This window comes from Streptomyces sp. NPDC047315, from assembly GCF_040643215.1.
GTDB lineage: Bacteria > Actinomycetota > Actinomycetes > Streptomycetales > Streptomycetaceae > Streptomyces.
Map to the genome: position 1 here is coordinate 24,205 of NZ_JBEYTZ010000019.1, position 18,185 is coordinate 42,389.

The window sequence follows — 18,185 nt, forward strand, 5'->3', positions numbered from 1 at the left end:
ACGCGTCGATGATGCAACCGGCAAGGGAGGAAAGGGGAGTTCGACCCTTGGAGTGAAGCCCGACCCCTGGTCGCAAGATCAACAGAATGGGCTGTTTTCGCCTTGGCCGGTTGACGTTCGAGCCCTAGGCTGACTCGTTCCCGAGGAGCCGAGGGGGACGGCGATGGGTGTTCAACTGCCGGGTGAGGTCAAGGAGATCCTGGAGTTCATCGGTTACGACTGGCCGGACATCGACGAGGGCGACCTGCGTGACTCGGCCAAGGAGTACCGGGAGTTCGCGGGCGAGTTGCGCACGACGATCCAGCGGGCGAACAAGGCGTGCGCCAACGTCACCGAGGGCAAGAGCCAGGGCCATGCGGTCGACGCGTTCAAGACGCGCTGGGGCAAGGTTTCCGGCCAGGACATGAAGAACCTGGCGGACGCGGTGGACGTGCTGGCGGGCGCGTTGGACACCGGCGCCGGCTATGTGGAGGTGTGCAAGTACGCGATCATCGCGGACGTCACGGCGTCGGCGGCGGTGATCACGGCGGGCCTGGTCGGCGCGTTCTTCACCTTCGGTGCCACGGCCGCCGCGAGCGCCGCAGCGGCGGCTGCGCTGAAGATCCTGGTGCGGGAGGCCCTGGACCTGCTGGTGCAGCAGCTGATCGAGCTCGCGACGCAGGAGATCGAGGCGAAGATGCTGGCCAAGTTGGAGGGGCTCTTCGACGACGCGGTCTCCTCCGACACGTCGGGCCTGCCGCAGGGTTCGGACGCGGTCGGTCAGGTGCTGTGGACCGAGTTCGCGGAGTTCGAGGACGCGATGACGGCCCTGCGCAAGGAACACGGCCGGCTCCAGGAGGAGAAGGGCTCCTTCGACGGGAAGCGCGGCAAGCGCAGCCTGGTGGCGAAGAAGGACGACCGGTTCGCGAAGTTCGGCCAGGCCATCGACAAGGCCGAGGACAAGGTCGACGAGACGACCGTGAAGATGTCCAAGGAGATCGAGAAGAACGTCGAGGGCCTGGACAAGACGAAGAAGCAGAACGACGAGGACGACAAGAAGGCCAAGGGCGAAATAGACAAGTGCGAGCCCGGCGACAAGAAGGACGGTGACGAGGGCGACACCCCTGTCTACATCCTCAACTACGACGGGACGGTCGACAAGCTCTTGCCAAGCGGCAAGATCGACCCCGCCGGGTTGAACGCCGAGGACAAGATCAACTTGTCGGGCGTCATGGAGAACGGCAGGGTCTGGCGCCCTGAGAACCGTCCCGATCGCGATGAATGGCAGACGCCCAGGGGGCACACGGGTACGGTCACGTCCACACAGGTCCCGACCGGCGGCAACGAGCTCGCCCTCGCCACGCAGAACGCACGAAAGGCTCACGGCGACTACGGGGGAAGTAATTACGCGGCGGGCCTTTATGTGAACCCGGAAAACAACAGGGCGTCCATACTTGTCGGCCGTAGCGAGGGAAGTTACCACTCCGAGAAGATCATCGGTCATCCGCTACTGAAGGCGAAGACGCAGGATGGCTTGAAGGAGCTGTTCACCGAGCGCGAGCCGTGTCAGAAGTCACCCAGGTGCAACAGATGGTTGGATGCCCATTTCTCTCATACGAGAGTGACTCACGCGGTGCCCTACGATCAGAGTGACAGAAAGACGCAGAACGATGCTCATGAGAAGTATGTAGAGAATCTCAAGAAGAGCCACGGAAAGTAAAGGTAGAAAGCGCGCATGTCAGCGAGTCAGGACCTGGACCAGCTCGTACGCCTGTATGGCATCGCAGGGGTTGTGTTCTTCCCTCAATACGAGGGGAGTTCCTGGAGCGGTGCGGAGTATCTGGCGTCCGTAGGGCTACCGCACGACCACTTCTTCTACTCGAAGGTCGACGCCGGCCGGCCCGATGCCGACCCCATCGGTATCGGCCCTCGATTCGACTTGCGGGGCTGGGAGTGCCCGCCGGAGAACCGCGACTGGCTCTTGCTGGGGAACACGCCTACCGCCATCGTCGCGATCGACCCGACATCTGGTCGGGTGTACGCCCTCCCCGAGGGGGAGGAGTCGTTCGAGCCCATGCATCGCGACGTCCGGTCCCTCGTCCAATGCCTGATGGCCTTCCGGGAACTGGACGACGAGTACAAGGCGACGAAGAAGGCGGGAACTCTCGACGCGGAAGCGCTCGTGGCCGAGTTCCGGGCGAGGGTCGAGAGGATCGACGACACCCCCTTCGTCGACGAGGACTCCTTCTGGAACCTGCTCCTCGACGACGTGGCGGCAGAGATGTGGTGACCCGCAGCTCGGTGAGCCCTCAGAACACCAGCGTCTGTATCCCCCGGTCCAGCCCCACCACCAGCCGGCCGCCCGCCCAGGCCAGGCAGTGGCCGGAGTGGTGGAGTGGGATCTCCATGACCTGGGTGAGGGTGTCGAGGTCCCACAGGCGGACCGTGCGGTCGCGGCCGGTGGAGGCGAGGAGGGAGCGGCCCGACACGGTGACGGGGGTGATCGCCGACACCGTGCGCAGGTGGCCGTGGAGCGTTCCCGCGTAGGACCGGTCCGCGACGTTCCACAGCCGGACGGTCTTGTCGTCGGCCGTCGCCGCCAACAGCGTGCGGTCGCCGAGTGCGACGGTGACCAAGGCGTCCAGACTGCCGGACTCCTCGGCCGCGAAGGAGGGTTGGGGCGCCCCGGTCAGCGGGTCCCACACGTAGATGTGCTTCCCGTAGTCGGGGCTCGCGGCGAGCAGCGGCCGATCGGCGCCGGGCAGGACGCACAGGCCCCTGAAGCCGCTCGACCTGTTGCGCGGGCCTTCGAGCTTGCGCAGCCGGGTGCCCGTCAGCGGGTCGTACAGATGGACGCAGTCACTGCTTGCGACGGCGAGCAGGCTGACGTCCCCGACAGCCAGGGCGCACAGCGCGCGCACGTCGATGACGGCGCTGCGCTGGCCGGTGCTGACCAACCGGCCCGTCTTCGCGTCCCGGACCTCCCAGCGGCCCAAGCCGCCCGCGGCGGCGAGCAGCGGTCGGCCGGCCGCGGTGATCGAGCACAGGGCCCGTACCTGCCCGAACTGCGCGGGGAGTGTCCAGAGCGTCCGACCGTCCGTGGCGTCCCGCATCTGGATCCACTGTCCGTCGCCCGGAGCGCCGGCGACGAGTTCGGCGTCGTCGCAGGGGACCGCGCACAGCGCGTGCACGGCCGCCGCGTCCTCGGCCGGTTCGATGGTCGGGTCCCACAGCCGTACGGTGTCCAGCAGGTCGAGGCTGGCCAGCAGGGTGCGGCCGTGCGTCTCGACGGGGTGCAGGCTGAGCAGGTGCACATCGGACGGCAGGGGGACGGTGGCCGTCAGCTCGCCGGTGTCCGCGGCCCGCAGCCCGACCGCTGGGGCGTGGGCGTCCGCGGTCGCGAGGACGGGCCGGCCCGCGAGTTCCAGGGAGCACAGGAGCTGGGAGGCGTGCGCGAAGCCGTCGACCGCCCACACGGTGCCACCGGACGCCGCAGCCGGGGACCGGAACGGGTTCCACATCAGCAGGGAGTACGGACCACCGCAGGCGACGAACGTGTCACGGCCCACGGCCACCCGGCACAGCGACGTGACGCGTTCCGCCGTCGTCAGGAAGTGCACCGCCCTCCCCGTGCCGGGGTCCCACAGGATCACCATCCCGCCGTCGTCGGCCGAAGCGAGCAGCGTCGGCCCGCCGTCGGCCCGGGGCACCGCGCACAGCGCCGCGATCCTCCGCGCGTGCCCCCGCAGCACCCGCACCAGGCGGCGGGCGGCCGGGTCCCACAGCGCCACCGTCGTGTCGTCGCTGATGCCGGCCAGCAGCGTGCGGCCGTCGGCGTCGACCGTGCACGGCGCACGCAGCGCGCCGACGTCGCCGGGCAGCTCCTGCACCGGCAGTTCGCCGAACGGGTCGGCCAGCAGCACGCCGTACTCGTGGGCGAGCGCCAGCATCGGATGCCCGTCCACGAACACCGGGCAGAGGTCCAGGAACCAGCCGCCGCGGAACTTCGCCGTGCTGACCAGCCGGGCGCTCATGGCCTCCCAGACCCACAGCCCGCCGCCGCTGCTCATGCCGACGACGTACGTGTCGCCGTCGACGGTGAGCGTACGGATCGCCGCCAGGTAGTCCGTGTGCCCTTCCAACACGGCCACTTCCGCGCTCGGCGCCACCTCCGCCCAGTCCGCCCGGTACGGGCCGGGGACGTCGATGCGCCGGTAGGTGTCGCCCAGGCGGTGCTGGGACTCCACCACGCTCAGCAGCGCCGCGCGCCGCGCCGGCGTCGCGTCCATCGCCTGGAGCGTGAGCCGCAGCAACTCCGCCCGCTCCCGTCCCTTCGGCGTCCGCGCGTCGACGCCCGCCGCGATCAGCCGGCGCAGGTCCGCGTGGAGCGGGAACGCGTCGTCGGCGAGCACTGCGTCCACCGCGTCGCCGCGCACCGCGTGGCCCGGCAGGGAGCGCAGCAGGTACGCGGGCGCCCTGGCCCAGCCGCGCTCGCGGCCGTACGCGAGGAAGGCGCGGACGAGGGCGCGTTCGTCGTCGGCGGCGGCCGACGCGGCGGAGTCGTGCCGGGCCTGGCGCAGCGCGTCGTTCAGGGCCTGGTGGAAGAGCCGGAACACCCGCAGGTCCCGGCCGTGCCCGTCCGTCGTGCCCGTCTCCACGAGGAAGTTCGCCGCCGACGACCGCACGAAGGTGCGCAGCCGCTCCTCGGACACCTCGCCGGCGCCCAGTGCGGCGACCGCGGTGCGCCACAGCGACAGCGGAAGGCCGGGCGCCTCCGCGTATGCCAGCGCGGTGAGGACCGCGGCGGCGGGGACGCCGTCGACGGGCGGGACCTGCGCCAGGTACTCGTGCAGCGCGGCGACCACGGTCGGCGTGAAGTCGATCGACGGGGCCGACACCGCCACCTCGTCGTGCATGCCGTGGCTGCGGGCGATCAGCCCGGCGACGAGGAAGTTGCCGTCGGCGATCGCGGCGATCCGGGCCGCCAACGGCCGGGCCGCCGCGTCGTCCGCGTACGGGTTGTCGGGGCGTTCGTCGCCGAGGAGTTGCAGCGTCGCCCGGGCGTACGCGGCGAGGTCCGCCTCCGCGAAGTACGCCGGGGAGTCCAGGTCGACGGTGCGCGCGGCCCGGCCGAACGCGGCGAGCAGGTCGCCCGCGCCGTCCCGCCGCCGGCTGCCGATCATCACCCGGACCTGGAGGTCCGCACAGGTCTCGGCCAGCGGCAGGGCGATCCGGGTGGCGATCTGCCGCGCCTGGGTGGGGTTGGTGGCCTCGTCGAGGGCGTCGACGACGACGGTGAAGGGCCGCGGCGGGGACGTGGCGCGCTCCGCCCGGTCGGCCAGCGCGAGGCGGAGCGCGGGCGCGAGGTCCGCCACCGTGTCCGGGAGCTCCGCGGACGCCGCCCGGGCGATCTCGTGGGCGACTTCGAGTGCCGTCTTGCCCTTGGCGTGCACCGCGCAGGACACCGCGCCGACGGGTGCGCGCACCGCGTCGTCGTCCGTGGGCAGCGTCGCGGCGATCTCGGGGTCCGCCGAGGTGACGACCCGCCCCAGAACGCTCGACTTGCCGACGCCGGGGGAGCCGGTGACCACCAGGACGTGGCGCTGCGCGGCGGGTGTCGTCAGCCACGCCACGATCTCCGACAGCGCGGCCGTACGGCCCCGGAAGCGGAATCCGCGTTCGGCGTCGCTGCTCACGCCCCGGGCGCGCGGCTTCCAGTGCCGCTCGCCCTCAGGGTCGTGCGCCAGGGCCCAGCCCCACGCGGCGAGCGCGCCCTCGCCCGCGGCCTCCGCCGACCACTCGGTGAGCAGCCCCAGTTCCTCGCCGGGCAGGAAGCGGTCGGCGTGGTGGAGGGTGAGGGCGCGGGCGTCGCCGTTGGCGCGGTTGGCCTGGCCGACGATGCCGACGACCGCTCGGTACGTGTCGGACCACAGCGCGGCGCCGCTGTAGCCGGACTTGACCGGGTAGCGGGACCGGGTGTCCAGGCGGACCCAGCCGTAGCCGAGCGCCTCGCCCACCGTGCCGTCGGCGGAGTTGCCGAAGACGTCCCCGTCGGGGAAGCCGAAGGACCACCACGCCTCGCCGACGAGCGCGCCGGGCTGCGGGCGGCGCAGCCGCGCGGGCCGCTCGCCGACGCGTTCGGCGAGGGTGAGCACCGCGACGTCCTGGACGTCCCGTTTGGGCGGGCGTTCGACGACGGCCACCCGCTCGACCCGGATGCGATGGTCCATGAGGCGGTCGGACTTCGGGAACGCGACCCACAGCGGGGCGCCCCGGTCCCACGCGGGACAGACGACGTGGGCGCAGGTCACCACCCGGCGGTCGTCGATGAGGAACCCGGAGCCGAAGGGGGCGTCGTCGTCCTCGGTGCCGTGGACGGCGGCCACCCAGGCGTCGGCGCCGGGGCGGGGGCCGCTGACGCTCGCCGCGCTCACGAGCCGTCGGCGCCTGGTCCCCCGTCGGCGCCCGTGCTTCCACCGGTGACCGTGGTCCCGTCGGCGGGAGCGTCCGCCGCTGTCGGGCGCGTCGGCCGCCACACCAGGCTGACTTCGAAGTTCCCCTCGGAAGCCGCCTTCGCCACCAGCCAGTTCGCGGTGCCGCTGACCTTGATCCCGAACGTCACCGTGACCTCTTCGGGACGCAGCTCGCTCGCGCCGTCCAGGACCGTGCGGGCGGCCTGCACCGCCGGTCGGACCGCGTCCCGGACCCGGCTGACGACGTCGTCGGAGCTGACGCGGTGGAAGTGGTCCGTCGGCTCGATCTCGAAGCGCACCACCGTCTCGTCGTCAAGTGCGTACGAAACCACTTCAGTTGCCATGCGGCTCCCCCTCGTGTCCCTCCGGCCGGTGGGCCGTTAGAGCGCACAGCATAGGCACTGCCCGCGCGAGAGGGCGTGGGGTCGGCGGGGTCCGCCGCGCGGGCGGTTTCGTTGCACCAGGCGGCGTACCGCGACGGGGCTCCCGGCGCCGACGCGACGCGCGCCAACGACCCGTCCGCACGCCCCCGTTGTGCGCCCCGGCACACACCCGCCGTACGCGCCGTGGCGTACGTCCGTGCGCCGGTGGCGTCCGTGACGGCTGCTCTCGTCGGCCGTTGTCAGCGTGTACGCGGACGCGCCCGACTGCGCCCGAACACCGCCATGCCATGTTTGGAGATGCCGTTGCACGGTCACGTCCCGCCCGCGTCCCACCACCCCCACCCGTCCCAACCCCACCCGTCCCGCCCCATGAAGCCCGATCTGAAGGGCTACGCCGCCTCGTCCCTCGGCTACGCCCTCTTCGCCACCCGCTGGCTCCAGGCCCCGCTGTACTTCGGGCTGGTCGCGGCCCAGGGCGTGTACGTCTACAAGTTCTTCAACGAGCTGTGGCACCTGATCCAGCACGTGGTCACCGGTCAGGCCGACGAGACCATGGTGATGCTCGCGGTGCTCAAGCTGGTCGACGTCGTCATGATCGCGAACCTGCTGATCATGACGATCGTGGGGGGCTACGAGACCTTCGTCTCCCGCATCGGCCTCCAGGGGCACCGGGATCAGCCCGAGTGGCTGTCGCACGTCAACTCGAACGTGCTGAAGGTGAAGCTGGCGACGGCGATCGTGGGCATCTCGTCCGTGCACCTGCTCCAGATGTTCGTGGACGTCGCGCACACCTCGCACCACGCGCTGCTGTGGGGGACGGTCATCCACATGGCGTTCATCCTGTCGGCGGCGATCCTCGCGTACATGTCCGGGCCGATGGAGCGCCGCGGCTCGCACCATCCGCACCATCCGCACCACGACCCGGCGCCCCGGCCGACGCCCGCGCCGCCCGCGCCCGCGCCTCCGACGGCGGCCGGCGGCGACGCGGACCGGGGCGGGGCCGTCGTCCCCGTGCCCGCCCCCGCTGCGGCCCCGGCCCCGGCCCCGGCCGTGGCCACCGCCGCTACGGCACCTGTCGGTACGGTGCCCGTCGCGCCCCGGCTGGAGAGCGTGCCCGTGCAGCCGAAAACGTCGACGGTCGACGTCGAGCGGGACCACGCGTCCGCCGACGCCCGCTTCCGGGCCGCCGGGCTGCCGGCCCGCAAGACGCTGGAGGAGTTCGACGACGACCACCTGCGCGCCTTCGACCGGGACGCCGTCGCCCGGCTCGGCGAACTCGACTTCGTGAACGCGCACCGCAACGTCGTCTTCCTCGGCCCGCCCGGCACCGGCAAGACGCACCTCGCCGTCGCCCTCGGCGTCCGCGCCTGCCGGGCCGGCCACGACGTGCGGTTCGCCACCGCCACCGAGTGGGTCGCCCGGCTCGCCGCGGCGCAGTCCGCGGGGCGGCTCACGGAGGAGCTGGCCCGGCTCGACCGGTACGCGCTCCTGGTGATCGACGAGATCGGCTACGTCCCCTTCGACGCCGACGCCACCGGCCTGCTGTTCCGGCTGGTCGCGCACCGCTACGAGCGGGCGTCCGTCGTCGTCACCAGCAGCCGCCCGCTCGGCCAGTGGCCGGCGACCTTCGGAGACGGCCCGGTCACCTTCGCGCTCCTCGACCGGCTCGCGCACCACGCGGACGTGCTCACGCTCAAGGGCGACAGCTACCGGCTGCGGGGCCAGTCCGCGGCCTCGACGCCGGCGTGGAAGGCGGGCTGAGCGCACCACCCTCGGGCGCGGTGCCGTACGGGTCGGGCCGACCGGTCCGTACGACACCGCGCCCACTGCTGTCCCGGCACCCGGCGCCCTACGCGCCGAGGCGAGAGACCTGCGGATCCATTCGTTTGACTCCCATCTCGCGACGAATTCCGCAGATCTATAGCGCCATGGCGCCGATATCGTTAGCGTGCGAGGTGTTCGACGGGCGAGAGTGACGGGCGAGAACGAAAGGGCTGGGCGGCATGAGCGGTGACACCGGCAGTACGGGACCGAGCGCCCCCTTGCCCCCGCTGTCCTCCCACGACCGCACCCGCCACCACCGCCTGCGCGACCAGGGCCGCGCCGACCGCGCCGCCCTCGACGAGATCCTGGCCGCCGGCTTCGTCTGCCACCTCGGCGTCGTCGTGGACGGTCACCCCATGGTCGTGCCGACCGTGTACGGCACCGACGGCACGTGGCTCTATCTGCACGGCTCCGTCGCCAGCCGCAGCCTGCGGGCCGCGCCCGACGCGACCGTCTGCGCCACCGTCACCCACGTCGACGGCCTGGTGCTGGCCCGCTCGGTCTTCGAGCACGGCGTCAACTACCGCAGCGCCGTGGTCTACGGCGTGCCCCGCCTCGTCACCGACCCCGCCGAGAAGCTCACCGGGCTGCGGCTGCTGACCGAGCAGTCCGCCCCGGGCCAGTGGGAGTACGCCCGCCGCCCCAGCCGCAAGGAGCTCGCGGCCACCGCCCTGCTCGCCCTCCCGCTGACGGAGGCGTCCGTGAAGATCCGCACCGGCGCGCCAGACGACGGCGAGGGGCCGGACGCCGAACTGCCGGTGTGGGCCGGCACGCTGCCCCTGGTGACCACCTTCGGCCCGCTCGTACCGGACCCGGCGCTCCGCCCCGACGTCGCACCGCCGCCGCACCTCGCGGACCGCGCCGGCACCGCCCTCGGCTGATTGAGCGGTACGAGCCGCGTCACGGCTTGCGCGCGACCGCCCCCAACATGGCGACCTGCTCGTTGGTCACCCCCGCCTGCGCCTCGGTCGGCCGCCACCGGTGCACCTGGGTGAGCCCGGGCGCCACCAACTCCAACCCCTCGAAGAACGCGCCGACCTCGGCCGTGGTGCGGGAGACCATGGGGATGCCCCGGCTCTCGTACTGCTCCCTCACCCGCCTTATCTCGGCCGGCGCGAACTCTTCGGTCGCGGTCGACACGGCCAGGAAGCTGCCCGACGGCAGCGGGTCGAGCAGCCGCCGCAGCAGCGCGTGGTCCGCCGGCGGGCGGATGAAGTGCAGTATGGCGATCACCGTCAGCGCGACCGGCTGCTTCAGGTCCAGCAGCTCCTTGAACATCGGCGATTCGAGGATCGACTCCGGCTCGCGCATGTCGGCGTCGAGGTACGCGGTGCGCCCCGGCGGCGCGCTGGTCAGCAGCGCCTCGGCGTGCGCCAGCACGATCGGGTCGTTGTCCACGTACACGATCGACGCGTCCGGCCGCTCACGCTGGACGACCTCGTGCAGATTGGGCGACGTCGGCAACCCCGTCCCGATGTCCAGGAACTGCCGCACGCCCTCCTCCCGCGCCAGGTACCGGACGGCCCGCTGCATGAACAGCCGGTTCTGCCGCATGCTCACCCGCAGCGACGGCCACTCGGCCATCATCGCCTCGCCGGCGTCGACATCCACCTGGTAGTGGTCCTTGCCGCCGATGACGTAGTCGTAAATCCGCGCCGGATGGGCACGCTTCGTGTCGATGCGGTCGCGCGCCTGACCGTCCGTCTGTTCGCCGTGCGTCATGCGTCAACTCCCGTCGTCCCAGCGTATGTTGAAACCTTAATTGGTCTACACCGCGGAACCCCGTCGACGGGGCCGTGATATCACGCCAACGGCGGGGGAGTCAGTGCCAACGAGGGCCGGTGCGCGGGTCCTTGGCCCAGGCGAACTGCCGTCCCGGTTCGACGGTCAGCCCGGAGTCGTACCGGCGCTGGGGCGCCCATGGCGTCCCAGGCGGACCAGGAGCGCTCGACGTCGTCGGCCAGCGGGCGAAGGCCGCCCTGGTGGGGCCACGACGGTGCCGTCCGCCAGCGTGGCGACCACGGCCCATGAAGCGCGGTCGTGGAACCAGGCGTTCAGGCCGTCGTCGTCGGCCGCGACGGTGAGCGCGACGTGCCCGAGCGGACCCCAGGGGAGGACGATCCGCCCGCCCGGGCGGGTCTGCTCGACCCACGCCCAAGGCACTCGCTCGACGGCGTACGTGGCGATCACCCGGTCGTAGGGCGCGCCCAGGTTCCTGTCGCCGGTCTCGACCCGAACCCCGGGGGCGTGCCCCGCGAGCCGATCGCGGGCGGCCCGGGCGACCTCGGATCGACCTCGACGCTCGTGATCCGGCCGTCCCCATCCCCATCCCCGGCCCCGGCCCGGGCGGCGGCGAGTGCGGCGTTCCACCCGGTACCGGTGCTCAGTTCCAACACCCGGTGGCCGGGCTCCAGGAGCAGCGAGTCCAACATGTCCACGACGACGGCCCGGCAGGACAGGCTGGACGTGGCCCGGCGGACCTGGGTCACCGCCGCCGCGTCCGGGTCGGCGTACAGCAGCTCGTCCCACTCGTCGGGCGCCGCCGCCCGGCCGACGGGAACGTACGCATCGCCGCCCCAGGCCCAGAGCCGGTCGGGGGCGAACCGGTCGCGCGGCAGCGCGTGCACGGCCCGCCGAATCCACGGCGTCCGCTCCGGCGTCCGCCACGCCGGCGGCGCGTCGCCCGATGCTACCTCCGGCCCCCGGAGGACGGCGGCTGGCAGACTCGCGCCTGCCAGTGCCAGTACCAGTGCGCGTACCCGAGGGCCGTACATGACGACGAGTCACCCCGCTGCCGAAGACCTCGAACACGATCTCGACGCCGAGGTCACCGTCGTCGGCGCCGGGCCGACCGGGCTGATGCTCGCCGGCGACCTCGCCGCCGCGGGCGTGCGGACCGTCCTCGTGGACCGCCGCCCGCCCGGCCTGAACAACCTGACCCGCGCCTTCGGCGTGCACGCCCGCACCCTGGAGCTGCTGGACGCGCGCGGCGTCGCGGACGAACTGGTCGCGACCGGGCACCCGGTGACGGGCTTCCGCCCGTTCCGCTGGCTGAGCGTGGACCTGACGCGGCTGCGGACCCGCTTCCCGTACCTGCTGATCACCCCCCAGTACGAGGTGGAGCGCGTCCTGGAGCGGCGGGCGCGCGAGGCGGGCGCGGACGTCCGGTACGACACGGAGGTGACGGAGCTGCGGCACGACGGGCGCGGGGCGGTCGTCGCCCGCACCGCCGACGGCACCGAGCTGACGGCGCGCTACCTCGTCGGCACCGACGGCGCGCGCAGCACCGTGCGCCGGGCCCTCGGACTGCCGTTCCCCGGCGGCTCGGTGATCCGGTCGATGGTGCTCGCGGACGTACGCCTCGACGAGGCGCCGGAAGGCATGCTGGCGGTGAACACCACCGGCGACACCATCGTGCTGGTGCTGCCCTTCGGGGACGGCTGGTACCGGGTGATGGGCTGGGACCGCAACCACCAGCCGCCGGACAGCGAGCCCGTCGACCTCGAAGAGGTCCGCTCCCTGGCGCGGCGCGCGCTGGGCTCCGACTACGGGATGGGCGAGCCGCGCTGGATCTCCCGCTTCCACTGCGACGAGCGGCAGGTGCCGTCGTACCGCAGGGGCCGGGTGTTCCTCGCGGGCGACGCCGCTCACGTCCACTCGCCCGCGGGCGGGATGGGCCTGAACACCGGCATCCAGGACGCGGCGAACCTGTCGTGGAAGCTGACGGCGGCGCTGCGGGGGCGGACGGGCGATCCGCAGGCGCTGCTCGACAGCTACCAGCGGGAGCGGTACCCGGTGGGCCGGACGGTGATCCGCAGCAGCGGGGCGATCATCAGGCTGGCGATGGCGCACACCCGGGCTCAGCGGGCGGGGCGGTTGCTGGCGGCGGGCGTGGCCGCGGTGCCGCCGGTGACGCGGCGGGCGGTGGGCCAGGTGACGGGCCTGGGCATCGCGTACCCGCCGGGGCCGGGCGGGCACGCGCTGGAGGGCCGCCGGATCCCGGACCTGGCGCTCGCGGAGGGCCGCCTGTACGAACTGCTGCGCGCGGGCGGCTTCGTCCTGGTGACGCCGCCGCACGTGCTGCCGGTGGAGCACCCGTCCGTGACCCACGCCCACTGGCGCGACGCGTCGTCGCCCCGCGACCTGTGCCTCCTGATCCGCCCCGACGCCTACGCGGCGTGGGCGAGCGCCCACCCGGACGCGGTGTCCCTGCGGGACGCGGTGGCGTGGTGGTGCGGCGCGTGACCCAGGCCGGGGCGCCGCCTCTCAGTGCGATCCACGGAGTGCTTGCGACAGCCTCAGTACTTGAGGGCCAACGCCCTCCACCTACCGCTGGGTGCACGGGTTTATGCGACAACGCGCATAGTCGCGTCCCTGCATGGACGCCCGGACGGCGCCCCCCGTACGGTCGTGGTCATCAGGGACCGACCGGCCCCGGACCCAGGGAGTTCTATCACGAATCGTGAGGAACTGACCCGGCTCACCGGCAACGGAAACGGCACGTGCGGAGACGAAGACTGCCCGAACGTCTACCGCACGCCGACTGGATCGTTCTTGGTTCAGGGCGACGTTTCCCAGGCGTTCGACGCCCCGGCGGGGGAGGGGCTCGTGGAGATCCCGGAGGAGACGTTGAGGGAGGCCGTACGTGCTCTTGGATGGTGAGAACTGGAGCCGCCGATTCGCCGGGATCAAGCACGAGGCATGGCGGCTCGAAGCCCTTCCGCAGTACCTCGTGCGGCAGGAAGCCGAAGAGTTCTCCGCCTTCCGCGAAGGGCGATCGCTGACTCCTTATACGGGGTCCGCGTACACCGAGCGCGTCTCGCGTCAGCGAACAGAGGGGAAGCGCAACGGTCGCGTGCACATCGTGACGCAACCTCTCTCCGACTATCTGCGGTTCGAGTTCAGCCGCTACTACAGGGTGCACGTCCAGGCAGGCGACGACATCCGAATCCTCGACGTGACCAACCGGCCGAACCCCCTTGAGGGGGTTCAGGACTTCTGGATGTTCGACCAGTCAGAGGTCGTCCTCATGAACTATGAGGACGATGGCACTCAGATCAACCGCGAGGTGTTCGAGGGCGACGTCTCCCCGTTCGTCGAGTACCAGCGCATCGCCATCGCGGCGTCGGTGCCGTTCGAGGAGTACGTGAACGTTGGTCATCCAGACTGATCAGCTTGACCAGTCTGGGCTGGAACTGGCCGCCATGCTCAAGCATCTTCGCAAGCAAGCCGGACTCTCAGGGGTCAGGCTTGCCGCGCGTTGCAACATGTCGCAATCCAAGATCAGCCGTATTGAGGGCAGTAAAGTTCGTCCGTCTCCCATGGATGTCGAGCAGATCCTCAAGGGACAGCCCTTAGCCCGAAACTGGAGTGGTGATCTCCGCGGTGGAACCGTCCTTGATGCCGGCCACGAAGGTGGCGAAGGCGGTGGTGGGGACGTTCAGGACGGGGCCGGTCGGGACCTTCGAGTCACGGACGGGGACGACGCCGTACTCAGCGGTGAGGTTCATGGCGACCTCCACGCATGCGCCGCCGTTGCTGCTGTGGGAGGACTTGAACCAGCGAGGGGATTCGGACGTCACGAGATGCCCTTTCGTAGCTGCTCGTTCAGGGCGAAAGGGACCGCCTGAGGCGGCGCCTCCACGTACGGCCGATGGTAGCTCGGAGCATTGCATCAGCGGGCGGGGTGGACTGGCGCGAGGCGCAAAAGCGAGGGTGCCCCGCCGGGCCGGAGAAAAGCGGCTCGGCGGGGCACCCTCGCGTTGGTGCGGGGGCGGTCGTCAGACCGTGCCGTCCTTGATGCCGGCGACGAAGGTGGCGAAGGCGTCTGCGGGGACGCTCAGCACCGGGCCGGTCGGGACCTTCGAGTCACGGACGGGGACGACGTCGGACGGGAGGAGATCTGCGGATACCTCCACGCACGCGCCACCGTTGTTGCTGTAGGAGGACTTGAACCAGCGGGGGGTTTCGGACGTCACGAGATGCCCTTTCGTACCTGGTTGATCACGTCGACAGACGATGTCTGCGACAGGGACCCTGCCTGCAACTGATGGTAGGCGCTCAATACGCCCAGTGCGAAGGAGAGTTCACGGTCCAGATGGCCCTGAAACTGTGACTCCGCGTAGGCCGCCATGGATCGATCAGCCATGGTGATCAGGTAGATCGGTAGGTCGAACGGCCGTCGCTCAGCCATGGCGAAGGGCGCGATCTGGACCACGGTGTTCGGCAGCTCGGCGAGCGCGACCAGGTGTTGAAGCTGCTCGGCCATGACGTCCTCCCCGCCGACCGGGCGGCGGATGCAGCTCTCATCCAGCACCACGAGCATGGTCGGCGGTCGCGGCCTCAACAGATGCTTCTGGCGCTCCATCAGAACGGCGACCCGCTCCGTTGCCTGCTCTGGTGTGATCACTCCTCTTCGAACGTGGCCTTCGGCCAGCGCGCGAGCGTACGCGGGTGTCTGAAGCAACCCGGGCACGACTCCCGTCTCGTACACCCTGATCTCCGTTGCGCGTGCCTCCAGGTCCACGTACGCCGAGAAGCCTTCCAGCAGCGCACCGTGCGCCATCTCGCGCCACAGCAATTCGAACGTGCCTTCGGTACCCAATGCTGTGTCAGCCGCGCGAGAAAAGGGGAGGCTTGGCGGTTTGCGCGCAGTTTCGATCGCTGAAATATGTCGACCCGAGTAGCCCATTTGGGTGCCCAGATCATCTTGCTTCCAGCCGCGAGCCTCGCGTGAGCTGCGTAAGCGTGCGCCAAATGCGGCGCGAGGAGATGAGTCCGGATTCAACTTCTTTCGGTTCACCAATGTGCCCTCCTAGGCGGGCGCCGTTGAAGAACGATTGAGCTGTACGCAACGCTAGCGCCCCTGGAGATGTCTCCGCCAAGGAAGGAGCGGTTTTGTCTCGCATGCCTCGGCGTCAACGCGCCCTCAGCAGTGCCGACTTGTTACTCCCGCTTATCCGTGTCGGCGGCCTCTGGAAACTGGTGCCGCCTTGGGCTCCGCGCACGCGAAGAAGGTGCCGTGGTGAAGGGTGATTCCTGCGCAGTTGGCGCCGTCGTATTCGACTCCGCCACGAAAAGGGTGGGCGTGGTCATGGACGTCTACGGGGCACTGCTCATGTTGCGTCCACGTCACGGCGGGTGTGAGTGGGATGCGCGGCGGGAGAACGTCCGTACCGCGACGTTGGATGACCTGCTCGGGTCCGCACTCGCCGAGCTGAACGCATTCAGCAGCAGACGCGCCCCGTAACCACCGCACCCGAAACACCCTCGACTCCGCTTTCGCGCATCGGCGTTTCCCTGGCGCTGGAGTGAAGTGCGCGCGAGCGGTAGGGGATGAGGACCGCAGTCCCCTCTTCCCCTGGTCCCGGCCGCCACGAGGCACGCCCCTGCCCTTGGCGGCCGGGACCGAACACCCCCCACCCCACCCTCCGTAGGAGGTTCACCATGATCGAGCGAGGTCGGTACAAGGGTTGGCGCTCCGTGCGCGTCTTGGCTGAGGACGTCGTCGTGTCCGCCGTGTGCATCACCGGCAAACCCGAGTGCGGTGTGCAGATGCCGCCTCCGGAAGGCGGTGAGCGGCACGGGCACGACGACGTGGACGAGTGGATGGAGTTCCACCTCCGCCTCACCGGTCACGACCTCTTCGCCGAGATCCACCGTGAACCCGTCCGCTGGGGTCCGCCGTCCCCGTACCCCGAGCCCGGGTCGACGGGCGTATGAACCGTCTCGCCGTCTCGTTGTTCTTCGGAGCTGTCGGCGCCTGCCTCGGACTGATGGTCCTCAGCCTGATCAGGCGGTGAAGGGCTCCCTTTGGTTCCCCTCCCGGCCGCGGACCCTGCCCCGGCCGGGAGGGACGGGGGAGCGGGCTTGGTCTCCCCGCTTCCCGGCCCCGGTCACCCGCTCACTCACACCCACGGTGACCGGGGCCCCTTCTCGAAAGCGGGTTGAGACGGTGCTCGTGCTGCGGAAGGGTCCGTGGTCATGGAGTACTTCTGCTACCACCGGGACCGGCCGGGCTCCCTCCCGCTGCGCGAGGAGTTGCTGGAGGAGCACTGGTCCTACATGGACCGGTACGCCAAGGAGCTGATCGCTCGCGGTCCGACCTTCGCCGACGACGGTGAAACGCCCACCGGAAGCGTGCACATCGTCGATCTGCCGGACGCCGCCGCTGCCCGTGCGTTCGCCTTCTACGAGCCGAACTACCAGGCCGGCGCGTACCGGGACGTGCTGCTGCGCCGGTGGCGCAACGTGCTGGGGCGCACCATGTGGGACTTTCCCGGTGGCCGCAGCGGCGGCAACCGGTATCTGGTGCTCGGCCTCGGCGAGGGCCCGGCAGCAGACCTCGCCCTGCCGCCCGAACAGGACGAGCTGATCGCGTACGGGCCGCTGCTCTCCGACGACGGCGACACCTGGCTGGGTACGGCGGTGCTGCTCAGGGCCCCGAGCCCGGACGCGGCCCGCGCCGTCCTGACGGCGGACCGGTACGCGGACATCGAGGTCCACGCCTGGGAGTGCGGCGGGCGGCGGTGAACCACGCAGGCACCGTGTGACACCTCACGGCCGAAAGACAAGGGCAAGAGGTCCTAACGACATGGCCACGACGCAGTCCAGGATCCACCAAGGCCGTTAGGTGTGGCTTGCCTAAGTTGTATGGTGGCGCGGTCAGACCGTCCATGCGGAAGGAACGTGGTGTCCATGGGCGATGCCCGTCTCGTGGCGAAGGACCTGGACGTGGGGCACTCGGGGCGTCCCGTGCTCACGGACGTGGGTCTTGAGCTGCGGCCCGGCGGCATCACCGTCCTCGTCGGGCCCAACGGCTGCGGCAAGTCCACCCTGCTGCGCACGGTGGCCGGATTGCTGCCCCCGATGCGGGGCGAGGTCAGCGTGGACGGCGCACCGCTCGCGTCCTTCTCGCGGCGCACCCTGTCGCAGCGGCTCGCCTTCCTGCCGCAGTCGTCGCACTCGCCCGCCGGGGTGACCGTGCGCGAACTCGTACGGCACGGGCGGTACGCGCACCGCGGCGCGCTCGCCCGGCACACGCCCGAGGACACCGAGGCGATCGACTGGGCGCTGACCGTCACGGACGCCGCGCCGCTGGTGGAGCGACGGTTGGACGAGCTGTCCGGGGGCGAGCGGCAGCGTGCCTGGCTGGCGATGGTGCTGGCGCAGCGCGCCGGCGTCCTGCTGCTCGACGAGCCCACCACGTACCTGGACATGCGGCACCAGTTCGAGGTGCTGGACGTGGTGCGCCGGCTCGCCCGGGAGCACGACATCGCCTGCGGGGTCGTGCTGCACGACCTGATGCAGGCCGCCGCCTACGCCGATGACGTCGTGGTCGTGGCGGACGGCGGGATCACGGCCGCCGGCACGCCCGAGGAGGTGCTCACGCCGGAGGTCATACACCGGGCGTTCGGACTGCGGGTGAACGTCGTGCGCGATCCGGCGACGGGCTACCTCGCCTGCTTCCCGCAGCGCGCCGAGGAACCCCAGCACACCTCCTGAAGCTCACGAACAACTAAGCACA

18 protein-coding genes and 1 pseudogene are annotated in these 18,185 nt (G+C 70.9%); 11 read left to right on the top strand and 8 right to left on the bottom strand.

Translation table 11 applies throughout. The annotated features are described in order from the left end of the window. The first annotated feature begins 163 nt into the window (after positions 1-163). Positions 164-1,699: a nucleic acid/nucleotide deaminase domain-containing protein gene (locus ABZ842_RS22105; RefSeq protein ID WP_361539059.1), complete on the top strand. Its 1,536-nt coding sequence runs from the start codon at positions 164-166 to the stop codon at positions 1,697-1,699. A gap of 15 nt (positions 1,700-1,714) precedes the next feature. Then, on the top strand, positions 1,715-2,269 hold the full coding sequence (locus ABZ842_RS22110) for an SUKH-4 family immunity protein (RefSeq protein ID WP_361539062.1): 555 nt from the start codon (positions 1,715-1,717) through the stop codon (positions 2,267-2,269). Positions 2,270-2,288: 19 nt separating this feature from the next. Here the strand turns inward: ABZ842_RS22110 and ABZ842_RS22115 are convergent, their stop codons facing one another. Continuing rightward, positions 2,289-6,413 (bottom strand): trypsin-like peptidase domain-containing protein, encoded by a 4,125-nt coding sequence (locus ABZ842_RS22115; RefSeq protein ID WP_361539065.1) that lies wholly within the window; start codon positions 6,411-6,413, stop codon positions 2,289-2,291. Then, a complete protein-coding gene (locus ABZ842_RS22120) occupies positions 6,410-6,796 on the bottom strand; it encodes a CU044_2847 family protein (RefSeq protein ID WP_361539068.1) in 387 nt (128 codons plus the stop codon). The genes ABZ842_RS22115 and ABZ842_RS22120 overlap by 4 nt, the downstream gene beginning before the upstream one ends. Positions 6,797-7,204: 408 nt before the next feature. On the opposite strand from ABZ842_RS22120, the gene istB reads away from it, so the two are divergent. Both istB and ABZ842_RS22130 read left to right on the top strand, forming a co-directional pair. Beyond that, the gene (istB, locus tag ABZ842_RS22125; RefSeq protein ID WP_361539071.1) at positions 7,205-8,596 is read left to right on the top strand and encodes an IS21-like element helper ATPase IstB; all 1,392 of its coding nucleotides are present in this window, start codon (positions 7,205-7,207) and stop codon (positions 8,594-8,596) included. A gap of 242 nt (positions 8,597-8,838) precedes the next feature. Continuing rightward, a complete protein-coding gene (locus tag ABZ842_RS22130; RefSeq protein WP_361539074.1) occupies positions 8,839-9,540 on the top strand; it encodes a pyridoxamine 5'-phosphate oxidase family protein in 702 nt (233 codons plus the stop codon). 19 nt (positions 9,541-9,559) lie between these two features. Here ABZ842_RS22130 and ABZ842_RS22135 read toward each other — a convergent pair whose 3' ends face one another. The 3 genes from ABZ842_RS22135 to ABZ842_RS22145 all read right to left on the bottom strand — a co-directional run bounded on the left by ABZ842_RS22135 (position 9,560) and on the right by ABZ842_RS22145 (position 11,286). After that, entirely contained in the window at positions 9,560-10,381 is an 822-nt protein-coding gene (locus tag ABZ842_RS22135) for an SAM-dependent methyltransferase (protein WP_361539077.1), read from the bottom strand. 165 nt (positions 10,382-10,546) lie between these two features. Continuing rightward, a complete protein-coding gene (locus ABZ842_RS22140) occupies positions 10,547-10,849 on the bottom strand; it encodes a hypothetical protein (RefSeq protein WP_361539080.1) in 303 nt (100 codons plus the stop codon). Then, positions 10,846-11,286, bottom strand: coding sequence for a hypothetical protein (locus ABZ842_RS22145; protein ID WP_361539083.1), 441 nt, complete (start codon positions 11,284-11,286; stop codon positions 10,846-10,848). Before ABZ842_RS22145 ends, ABZ842_RS22140 begins: the two co-directional genes overlap by 4 nt. A gap of 145 nt (positions 11,287-11,431) precedes the next feature. On the opposite strand from ABZ842_RS22145, the gene ABZ842_RS22150 reads away from it, so the two are divergent. The 4 genes and pseudogenes from ABZ842_RS22150 to ABZ842_RS22165 form a co-directional block, all read left to right on the top strand. Then, positions 11,432-12,904 (top strand): FAD-dependent oxidoreductase, encoded by a 1,473-nt coding sequence (locus tag ABZ842_RS22150; RefSeq protein WP_361539086.1) that lies wholly within the window; start codon positions 11,432-11,434, stop codon positions 12,902-12,904. Between the two features lie 207 nt (positions 12,905-13,111). Beyond that, complete coding sequence (locus ABZ842_RS22155; protein ID WP_361539458.1) at positions 13,112-13,321, top strand: hypothetical protein; 210 nt, start codon at positions 13,112-13,114, stop codon at positions 13,319-13,321. Next, positions 13,305-13,829: a DUF6879 family protein gene (locus tag ABZ842_RS22160; RefSeq protein WP_361539089.1), complete on the top strand. Its 525-nt coding sequence runs from the start codon at positions 13,305-13,307 to the stop codon at positions 13,827-13,829. The genes ABZ842_RS22155 and ABZ842_RS22160 overlap by 17 nt, the downstream gene beginning before the upstream one ends. A 34-nt stretch (positions 13,830-13,863) precedes the next feature. Continuing rightward, positions 13,864-13,992, top strand: a pseudogene (locus ABZ842_RS22165) (helix-turn-helix transcriptional regulator); the annotation flags it as partial. Between the two features lie 21 nt (positions 13,993-14,013). Here ABZ842_RS22165 and ABZ842_RS22170 read toward each other — a convergent pair. The 3 genes from ABZ842_RS22170 to ABZ842_RS22180 all read right to left on the bottom strand — a co-directional run bounded on the left by ABZ842_RS22170 (position 14,014) and on the right by ABZ842_RS22180 (position 15,464). Continuing rightward, positions 14,014-14,241 carry a DUF397 domain-containing protein gene (locus ABZ842_RS22170; RefSeq protein WP_361539092.1) on the bottom strand — a complete coding sequence of 76 codons (228 nt, stop codon included), beginning with the start codon at positions 14,239-14,241 and terminating at the stop codon, positions 14,014-14,016. A 198-nt stretch (positions 14,242-14,439) separates the two neighbouring features. Further along, positions 14,440-14,637, bottom strand: coding sequence for a DUF397 domain-containing protein (locus tag ABZ842_RS22175; RefSeq protein WP_361539095.1), 198 nt, complete (start codon positions 14,635-14,637; stop codon positions 14,440-14,442). Further along, positions 14,634-15,464 (bottom strand): helix-turn-helix transcriptional regulator, encoded by an 831-nt coding sequence (locus tag ABZ842_RS22180; protein ID WP_361539098.1) that lies wholly within the window; start codon positions 15,462-15,464, stop codon positions 14,634-14,636. The genes ABZ842_RS22175 and ABZ842_RS22180 overlap by 4 nt, the downstream gene beginning before the upstream one ends. A 641-nt stretch (positions 15,465-16,105) precedes the next feature. Here ABZ842_RS22180 and ABZ842_RS22185 point away from each other — a divergent pair. From ABZ842_RS22185 to ABZ842_RS22195, 3 genes are all read left to right on the top strand, one after another. Continuing rightward, complete coding sequence (locus ABZ842_RS22185; RefSeq protein ID WP_361539101.1) at positions 16,106-16,381, top strand: hypothetical protein; 276 nt, start codon at positions 16,106-16,108, stop codon at positions 16,379-16,381. A gap of 261 nt (positions 16,382-16,642) precedes the next feature. Then, complete coding sequence (locus tag ABZ842_RS22190; protein ID WP_361539104.1) at positions 16,643-17,191, top strand: YciI family protein; 549 nt, start codon at positions 16,643-16,645, stop codon at positions 17,189-17,191. Positions 17,192-17,356: 165 nt separating this feature from the next. After that, positions 17,357-18,163, top strand: coding sequence for an ABC transporter ATP-binding protein (locus ABZ842_RS22195; RefSeq protein WP_361539107.1), 807 nt, complete (start codon positions 17,357-17,359; stop codon positions 18,161-18,163). Positions 18,164-18,185: the final 22 nt, after the last annotated feature.